The organism is uncultured Sunxiuqinia sp. (assembly GCF_963974515.1).
In the GTDB taxonomy this organism is placed as follows: Bacteria; Bacteroidota; Bacteroidia; order Bacteroidales; family Prolixibacteraceae; genus Sunxiuqinia.
The window spans coordinates 1-9,210 of the sequence record NZ_CAXBDD010000129.1 but is presented as its reverse complement, the minus strand read 5'-3'; the positions used below and the strand labels follow the sequence as shown (position 1 = coordinate 9,210).

The following is a 9,210-nucleotide window of genomic DNA, read 5'->3' as shown; positions in this document are numbered from 1 at the left end:
TAAAATGTAAATCATAATGGTTACCACAACCAGTGTGATAGAGAGATGTGGTGTATATCTCCATGGCACCATTTCAACCTTCAGGGGTGCCGTTCGAATGCTGAAATTTTTGCGTGGATAATAATACGATACCGCAAACATGATCAGGACATTCAGCACAAATTCAATCCCCCAGTTGTGAATGAAATGAAGGTCGATTTTCAGAATAAAAGTGGTGACAATGTAATAAACCAAACCAAAAATCAGCGCAGACTTCGCACCCACGGCGGAGATCCGTCCCATGTAAAAACCGGCCAGCATGATGGAGGCGATCGGGATGAAAAAGATTCCGTTTAGTTGCTGAAGCAATTGGTATAAACCTTCAGGCGCTTTTGCAACTAAAGGTGCCGCAATAATTGCGGTAATGGCCAGCACAGATGAAAGTGCCCGACCGATCCATACCAGGCGTTTCTCCGTGGCCTCCTTATCAATCATACGTTTGTAGACATCGATACTGAAAATGGTGGCAGCACTGTTCAAAACACTGTTAAACGTACTTAAAACAGCCCCCATCACCACGGCGGCAAAAAAGCCGGTCAGGCTCAACGGCAAGACTTTTTTAATCAGTGCCGGGTAAATCAGATCCTGATTGTCATACATGGAATTACCAAAATAATAGAAGCCGATGACACCGGGCAGCACGATGATCAGTGGAACCAGAATCTTCAGAACGCCTGTAAATAGCAATCCTTTCTGTGCCTCTTTCAGGTCGCGGGCGCCCAAAGCACGCTGAATGATGGTTTGGTTCATCCCCCAAAAATAAAGCTGGTTAATGATCAGCCCGGTGAACAACACGCCGAAGGGCATCACCGAATCTTTTGCCCCAATCACGTTAAACTTCTCCGGGGCATGCTCATACACTTTGGAAATGCCTTCAAACAGGTTCCCATCGCCAATGCTGAACAAGGCGATCACAGGAATGAGAATTCCTCCCGCCAGCAAACCAAAGCCATTGATGGTATCGGAAAAAGCCACGGCTTTCAACCCCCCAAAAATAGCATACACCGAGCCAATGGCGCCAATACAAATAACAGTCAGCCACAAACCCTCGGACCGACTGATGCCCAGCACCTCAGAAACATTGAAAATACTTTCGAGATTGATGGCACCGGTGTACAGCACAATCGGCAGCAGGGTGACGACAAATGAAATCACCAAAAACAGGGCCACCAGGCTCCGGGTCATTCCGTCGAACCGTTTTTCAAGATACTCCGGAATGGTCGTTAAACCAAGTTTTAAATAAGTGGGGACAAAAAAGATAGCTGCAATGATCAATGCCAGGGCAGAAGTAACTTCCCAAGAAATGACAATAAAGCCATTTTTATAGGTTGAGCCGTTCATCCCAATCAGGTGTTCGGTTGAAATATTGGTCAGCAACATGGAACCGGCAATCACCGTTCCCGTCAGGCTCCGTCCTCCCAAAAAGTAGCCGTCCGATGAGTCCATCTTATCTTTCCTAAGCCTGAACCAGGTGTAAACAGCCACAAAAGCCGTGAATCCAAGGAATGTTAGTATCGTTAGCATCGTTTAGTCCGATTTATAAAAAATACCGCTGTTTCTTTTTCTGTTCAGTATAGTTTTCGAACGCTTGCTGCACGCCTTCGGACTCCGAAACTTCCGCAATCGGCACGTCCCACCAAGCATGGCCGTAACCTGCCATTTTTCGTTCGGGAACAGTCTCGATGTAGACGACCGTGGTTTGGATTTCCTGTTTGGCTTGCTCTAGCGCCTCGTTGAAAGTCGCAATGTTTGTTGCCTTATAAACCTTTGCACCCAGGCTTTGGGCATTCATCGCCAGGTCAACCGGTAGCGGCTCGCCTTCGAGCTTGCCATCCGGGTTGCGGTAAGAATATTGTGTCCCAAAACCTTCGCTACCAATGGATTTAGACAATCCGCCAATGCTCGCAAAACCTTTATTGTCAATCAGGATGATGGTAATCTTAAATCTTTCCTGCAGGGAGGTAATGATTTCGGAAGGCATCATCAAATAACCGCCGTCGCCCAGAATGACGTATATCTCGCGGTCGGGGCAAGCCATTTTTGCACCGAGCCCGCCTGAAATTTCGTAGCCCATGCAGGAGTACCCATATTCGAGGTGGAAGCCTTTGGAATTTCGGGTGCGCCACAACTTATGCAAATCGCCCGGCGCACTACCCGACGCACAAAGCACGACATCTTTCGCATCAGAAAATGTATTCACCGCCCCGATCACTTCCGCCTGGCTCGGAATAGCCGTGTCGTCCGCCTGGTAAGCGACAGCTACTTTTTCATCCCAGCTTTTATTGAAGCCGGCTACTTTTTGCCGGTAATCTTCATCCACTTTGAAGGATCCTATTTTCTCGGCCAGCTCTTCCAAAATAACTTTCGCATCGCCGGTTAACGCCAGCGCACTGTGTTTGTGGGCATCAAACTCTGTGATGTTGATGTTGATGAACTTGACGTTTTCATTCTGAAAAGCTGTTTTCGAAGCCGTCGTAAAATCGCTGTAGCGGGTGCCAATTCCGATGACCAGATCTGCTTCAGTACTGATGGCGTTAGCTCCTTCCGTTCCGGTTGCCCCGGTCGCGCCCAGGTTGTGCGGGTCATCGTAAGGCAGCGACCCCTTGCCGGAAAACGTTTCGCCAACAGGAATCCCAGTTTGGTGGACAAAACTTGCCAGGGCTTTCTCAGCTTCGCTGTATATAACGCCGCCACCCGCGATAATAATCGGCTTCTTGGCAGATCGGATCCACTCCACGGCGCGCATCAGTGCATTGGCATCCGGGCGAGGACGAGGAATGTGCCACACCCGATTTTCAAACAGTTCCTCGGGAAAATCAAACGCCTCCGCCTGCACATCCTGCGGAATGCACAAGGTGACAGCTCCGGTATCAGCAGGCGAAGTCAGCACCCGCATCACTTCAGGAAGCGAAGTAATTAACTGCCCGGGACGGTTGATGCGGTCCCAGTATTTCGATACTGGCTTGAAACAATCATTCACCGAAAAATCCTGCGAAGCGGCAGATTCCAGTTGTTGTAAGACCGGCGCGACCAGTCGTTTGGCAAACAAATCGCCGGGCATCAGTAACACAGGAAGACGGTTGATGGTCGCTCCTGCCGCGGCGGTAATCATGTTGGTGGCTCCCGGTCCAATGGACGAAGTGCAGGCAAATGTGGACAACCGGTTTTTCATTTTGGCGTAACCAACTGCCGTGTGCACCGCGGCCTGTTCGTTTCGCACCATATAATATCTAAAACCGGTGGTTTGTTGCAAGGCCTGCCCAAAACCAGCCAAGTTGCCATGCCCGAAAATCCCAAAGCAGCCAGCAAAGAATGGTTGCTCCACCCCATCCCTTTCCGAATATTGGTTTTTCAGGAATTCGATGGTCGCCTGTGCAACGGTTAATCGTTTTGTTTTCATATCAAAAACCTCCCTTTGATTCGATAAACTGTAAAATCTCATCTTCGTATGGCGTAAAGTTGGCGCACCCGAGTTGGGTGACTACATGCGCCCCGCAAGCATTGCCCATGCGACAGGATTTGTACAAATCCCAGCCTTTCAGGTAGCCGTATATGAAGCCGGCGGCAAACGCGTCGCCTGCACCCAGAATATTGACCACATCCACGGGGAAACCCGGCACTTTTCGGACTGTCCCATCGGGCAGATAGACAACCGCCCCGCGTGACCCGGTTTTAACAATCAACGCGTCCACACCCAAACTCAGAATTCCCTGAATGGCCTCATCCACATCGCCTTTTATTTCGGGTGCCGAAATTTGCTGGTGGCTGATCACCAACTGCGCTTTATCGGCCAGGAAAGCAGCTAAAATTTCCTCTTCGGTTCCCAAGACCATGTTCACATTCCGCATAAAGGCGCGAGAGGTAATTCCAAAGGCGCGGATATCGTGCCACTGGTCAGCCCGAAAATCAAGGTCGAGCATGACCGGCACGTCATTCTTCCGGGCAATTTCGGCGGCCAGGAAAGCGGCGCTCCGGGTGGGTTCCATATTTAATGCTGTTCCTGACAGTTCGAGTAAACGCGATTGTTCGATTCCGGCTTTCAACACCTGGTCGATGGTGATTTGCGAATCAGCGCAATTGTCGCGGTAATAAACCAATGGAAAACGGTCAGGTGGTTCAATTCCCAGCAGCACAGCCGATGTCCGGGTGCCTTCAATAACAGGTACATTTTCGGTGGCAACCCCTTCCTTTGCCAAAAAATTCAGCAGAAAATCACCGACTTTGTCTTTCCCAACCCCGCTTAGCAAAGAGGCTTTCAGTCCCAACCGGGAACAGCCGACAGCAATATTTAAAGGCGAACCGCCAACAAAAGCGTGAAAGCCCTGAATGTCTTCAAAGGGGCTGCCAACCTGCTGGGAATAAAGATCAATGGACGATCTTCCGTAAGTGATCACGTCGTAACGCTTTTCAGAATTAGTCATTATTATTAGTTATTGGTTGTTCATTTCGGCCGTTACAATTGGGATGCGCGGGTCGCGCCCTTTCCACGAACCGTAAATCCACTTGTGGTCGGGGTCGTCGGTGTTGGCCAGCGACTGGTCGCTTCCGGTTAAAAAGTTGAGGTAATACACATTGTAGCCATGCCCTGCTACTACCGGGTGATAACCTTCGGGAACTAAAACCACATCGTTGTTGCGAGCCACGGCAATTTCGTCTAAACTGCGATCGTCATTATAAACTTGCTGAATGGCGAAACCCTGAGGTTTGTCTATTTTATAAAAGTAGGTTTCTTCGAGGCAAGCCTCCACCACTTTTCCATCAGCATCCACTTGGCGACTGTCATGCTTGTGTGCCGGGAAGGAACTCCAGTTTCCGGAAGGCGTATAAACCTCCACCGAGACCAGCCGGTGGCAATCAAAGCCAGGTTGCAGCAAGCTGTTGATCTGGCGGGAAGCATTGTCACCGCCGCGAATTTCAATGGCAGCTTCCTCCGGCCGTTTGAAGTAAGCCGGATGATCCTCATCAGTTTCGCACCAACCGTAAGCAATGTCAAGCAGGCTGCTTTCGGCAGTCAGTTCAAATTCCGTGTTTCGTGGAAGGTATAAGGAATGGGCGATGCCGCTGAAAACATCTTTTCGCCCATTAAGCGTTTCCCAGTTTCCCTTGTCGGTTTTAACGGAATAATTGCCTCCCAGCAAAATAATGGCATACTCATTTTGCCTGGTATTGGCGGTCCACTTCTCTCCTTTTTCCATCAGCCGGGCCTCGAAATTGAGGAATTGCCAACCCGTTTCTTCCCGAAGAATGCTTTGGTAAATCCCTTTTTCCGCCTGCGGTTTCGACAGCAGACGGTACTTTTTATCGATCTTCATAGTGCTTTGATTTTATTTCACTTGCTTTACCTACAGCCCCCAGCAATTCAAACTTTTCGAGGTTGAACGATTCCAGGGCATCCATAAAACTTTTGCCGGGAATAATGGGGTCAAATTGTGCCGGCGAGAGTTTAAAAAATTCGCGGTGCACCCGCGTCCAGATCAGTCGGGCATCGGTTGCAATGTTGATTTTACAAACACCATATTGAATCGCCTTTAGCAATTCATCGGTTGATACACCTTTTGCGTCAATGCCCAATTGACCTCCTGCCGCATTGATGCGTTGGATCTCTTCAAAATTAACAGCCGAACCGCCATGCAGCACCAGCGGAAATCCGGGTAACCGCTGCTGTATTTCTTTCAGAATGTCAAATTGTAAACCCTGGCTTCCGGAGAATTTGTAAGCCCCGTGGCTCGTCCCCACAGCAACCGCCAGGCTGTCGCAACCAGTTTGATCTACAAACGCTTCCACCTCTGATGGACGCGTGTACTTACTTGATTTCTGATCGACCACCAAGTCATCTTCCACCCCACTTAAAACTCCCAGTTCGGCTTCTACCGCGACATTTTTGGCATGGGCTTTTGCCACTACTTCTTTGGTGGCCGCCACATTCAAATGGAAAGGTTCGTGCGAAGCGTCAATCATGACCGACGTATAGCTGCCCGATTCGATACAATCCAAAGCATGTTCTTTGGTTCCATGGTCGAGATGCACGGCAAAAACCGTATCGGGGTAGATTTTTGCAGCGGCCGAAATCATGGACAGCAGCATTTCGGGACCAGCATAATTTCGGGCAACGGGAGTGGTTTGAACAATAAATGGGGCATCGGCTTTATGCGCGGCGCGGAACAAACCATGCACTTGTTCCATGCACCAAATGTTTACCGCGGCAATTCCGTACTTCCCATAACAGGCTTCAAATATTTTTTTCGAAGAAATAATCATCTTTTGAAAACCAATAAGTTAGGTTTATTGAAGATGAAATTTACGCCTTTATTTATATTGATTCCAAATAAACAGGTGGAAATGTCTATGCAAAGGTTTGCATTGGATCCGAATTGCCGTTTTCTTCGACAGGTCAAACAAGACTGCACCTAACCGACTAGCTGCCAGACGTCTTAAATCCTAATGACAGATCGATTAGATACCTTTACCAAGCTGTACAGCGACTGCTGTGACTCGGAAGGATTTTACAGATAAAAATGGCAGAAAACTCAACGAAGGCCTCGTCCTGCCTTATTCAAACTCCTTTTTCAGTAGTCTTTTGAATCCCGGACTGACATAGGTTTTCAAGTTACCTTCGTCGTCGGAATAAATAAAGTAGACATCGATGTTGTGGCCAGCTTCGACCATCGCAACCGACTTTTCAAGTCCACTGACCATGAAGGCGGTAGCGAAAGCATCGGCGGTCATGCAATCGTCGGCCAGTACGGTGGTGCTTAACAAGCTGTGCTGCACCGGGTAGCCGGTCTTCGGATCGATGGTGTGCGCGTATTTAACTCCGTTTTCGACATAGAAATTCCGATAATTGCCCGAAGTGGCCAGTGCTCGCTCTTTCAGCTCAACAATCGCCTTGAGCTTTTGCTCGGCGAAAAATTCGTTGTCATCGGGCTTGCTAATGCCAATCGACCAGTAATTTCCCTTCGCATTTTTTCCTTTAGCCACCACTTCGCCACCAATTTCAACCATATAATTCTCGCAGCCTTGATGATCCAAATAACTGGCAACCAAATCGCAGGCAAACCCCTTGGCGATGGCACTGGCGTCAAGCATAGTGTTGGGATGCTCCTTAACAAGCTGATCGTTCTCGATCCGCACTTTTTGATAGCCGACAAGATTTTTCAACGAATCGATCAAGTCAGCGGTAACTTGCTCCTTATTTTTAAAGCCAAAGCCCCAAACGTTGACCATGGGCGCAACAGTGATATCAAAAGCGCCATCGGTAATGTCGGAAATTTCCTGCGCACGATTGAAAACGGTGACAAAATGCTCATCCAATGCGGTCGCTTCATTTTTGTTGACTTTCGATATGACTGAAGTGGAATCGAAGGTGGACATCGACCGGCTCAGCTCATTCATCACGGCTTCCATGCCTTCTTGAAGATCCTTCCCATCAGGACTTTCATACGTCACATGGTAAATCGTTCCATAAATAAACCCTTCATTCGAGACATATTCGGCTTGGGGTTGGCATGAAAACAAGACGACTAATAAAATAGCCAAAAAACATGGTCGTTTCATCGCGTTCATTTCTTGATCTTTTGGTGATTTGTGTTGTACAGCAGCCATTTCATTACGGCCATACCAACAGACAAAATTTGCGGTGTAAATATAAATCATTAGTTTCAGGTTCTGCAAATTGGGACCATTTATCTGTTGAAAACTTAATACAATTGCGGTGACAAAGAAGAGGGCTTTGCTTGGGGGAATCCGGAGTTTCTACCGCTCCATCATCATTGGAGAATCCGGAGAATTGGAACTAAAAAAACGATTAATCATTTTGACCAGTCTGATCATGACCTTCTTCGGACTGATCAGCATGCTGACCAACTATTTGCTTGGGTTTGGCCCCATGATGGTTGGGTTGATGGCCGTAATCGCCATACTATTTTTTGCTTACTACCTGATTGGAAGACTCAATCTGCTCGACCACCGTTCTTACATACTGATCTCGTTGAGTTACCTCTTCATTATCAACATTGCCTGGTACTTTAACTATGGATCCCGCGGCCCCGTACTAGTCATGTTTATCATTCTCTACGCCTTTTACATTTTTGTGTGGGAAAAGCGCATGTTGCTATTTGTATCGGTTATTCTACTCTTAAACCTGCTTGTGCTTTTTGCTTTAGAATGGCAAAACCCCAATTTTACGGGAAACTATCCGGACGAATATTTACGAATCAGCGATGTTTATTTAGGACAGTTTATCGCCTTGCTCTTAATCATGGGGTTTGTACTCACGGTGAAGCTCAACTACATGAAGGAATATTTGCAGGCTCGAAAAGCCGACCAGCTTAAATCCGCCTTCCTGGCCAACATGTCGCACGAAATCCGCACCCCGTTGAACGCCATTATCGGTTTTTCCTCGCTGGTGAGCGACGACAATTTCGACCAAAAGCAAAAGGACGAGTTTAAAAGTCTGATCAATGAAAACAGTGAATACTTGCTGTTTTTAATTGAAGACATCATTGATCTTTCAAAAATTGAAGTTGGCGCCCTGAAATTCAATCTTTCAGAAGTCCACCTCAACGAACTTTTCGAGAAGCTCAACAAAAGTTTTTCCAGGTCGCTGGGGCAGGATAGAAACCACTTGCATATTCATTATCAGTTAAAGCTGGATGATCCGGTCGTCACGACCGACGCCTACCGGCTGGAACAAGTTCTTCGGAATCTAATTAACAATGCCATCAAGTTTACCAATCAGGGAGAAATTGAGTTTGGAGTAGTAAGCCTCAAAGGAGAAATTACCTTCTATGTAAAAGACAGTGGAATTGGCATCCGTCCCGAGAATATCGAAGTCATTTTCGACCGGTTTGTAAAAGTGGAAGAGCATGGAAAAAACTTATACCGTGGAACCGGAATCGGATTGTTCCTATCCAAACAGCTCACAGAAAAACTGGGTGGGCGTATCTGGGTTCATTCCGATTATGGTCACGGAACAACATTCTACTTCACCATTAACGATTTGGTGGATGAAAAAGCCATTTTTTAGTTTTCAAGCCAAGCATTCTTGCCCGATTATTTTTATTTTTGCAGTCTTAGAAAAAATCATTCACATAAAAAACAAACTACTGTGGGTAGAGCATTTGAATACCGGAGAGCAGCCAAGGAGAAACGCTGGGGACACATGTCCCGAAT

7 protein-coding genes are annotated in these 9,210 nt (G+C 47.4%); 1 reads left to right on the top strand and 6 read right to left on the bottom strand.

Features of this window, described 5'->3' with window-relative positions; translation table 11 throughout:
* From AAC033_RS17215 to AAC033_RS17190, 6 genes are all read right to left on the bottom strand, one after another.
* Positions 1 to 1,563, bottom strand: a 1,563-nt coding sequence (locus AAC033_RS17215) for a solute:sodium symporter family transporter (protein WP_339740406.1), incomplete at its 3' end; no start/stop codon positions are given.
* Positions 1,564 to 1,576: 13 nt separating this feature from the next.
* Positions 1,577 to 3,439, bottom strand: coding sequence for a 3D-(3,5/4)-trihydroxycyclohexane-1,2-dione acylhydrolase (decyclizing) (gene iolD, locus AAC033_RS17210; RefSeq protein WP_339740404.1), 1,863 nt, complete (start codon positions 3,437 to 3,439; stop codon positions 1,577 to 1,579).
* A gap of 1 nt (position 3,440) precedes the next feature.
* Positions 3,441 to 4,460, bottom strand: a complete 1,020-nt coding sequence (gene iolC / locus AAC033_RS17205; RefSeq protein ID WP_339740402.1) for a 5-dehydro-2-deoxygluconokinase — start codon at positions 4,458 to 4,460, stop codon at positions 3,441 to 3,443.
* Positions 4,461 to 4,469: 9 nt separating this feature from the next.
* A complete protein-coding gene (gene iolB / locus AAC033_RS17200; protein WP_339740400.1) occupies positions 4,470 to 5,351 on the bottom strand; it encodes a 5-deoxy-glucuronate isomerase in 882 nt (293 codons plus the stop codon).
* A complete protein-coding gene (locus tag AAC033_RS17195; protein WP_339740397.1) occupies positions 5,338 to 6,297 on the bottom strand; it encodes a class II fructose-bisphosphate aldolase in 960 nt (319 codons plus the stop codon). Before AAC033_RS17195 ends, iolB begins: the two co-directional genes overlap by 14 nt.
* Positions 6,298 to 6,588: 291 nt before the next feature.
* The gene (locus tag AAC033_RS17190; protein ID WP_339740395.1) at positions 6,589 to 7,593 is read right to left on the bottom strand and encodes an FAD:protein FMN transferase; all 1,005 of its coding nucleotides are present in this window, start codon (positions 7,591 to 7,593) and stop codon (positions 6,589 to 6,591) included.
* Positions 7,594 to 7,750: 157 nt separating this feature from the next.
* Here AAC033_RS17190 and AAC033_RS17185 point away from each other — a divergent pair, with 157 nt between their 5' ends.
* Positions 7,751 to 9,064 (top strand): ATP-binding protein, encoded by a 1,314-nt coding sequence (locus AAC033_RS17185; protein WP_339740393.1) that lies wholly within the window; start codon positions 7,751 to 7,753, stop codon positions 9,062 to 9,064.
* The last annotated feature ends 146 nt before the right edge of the window (positions 9,065 to 9,210 follow it).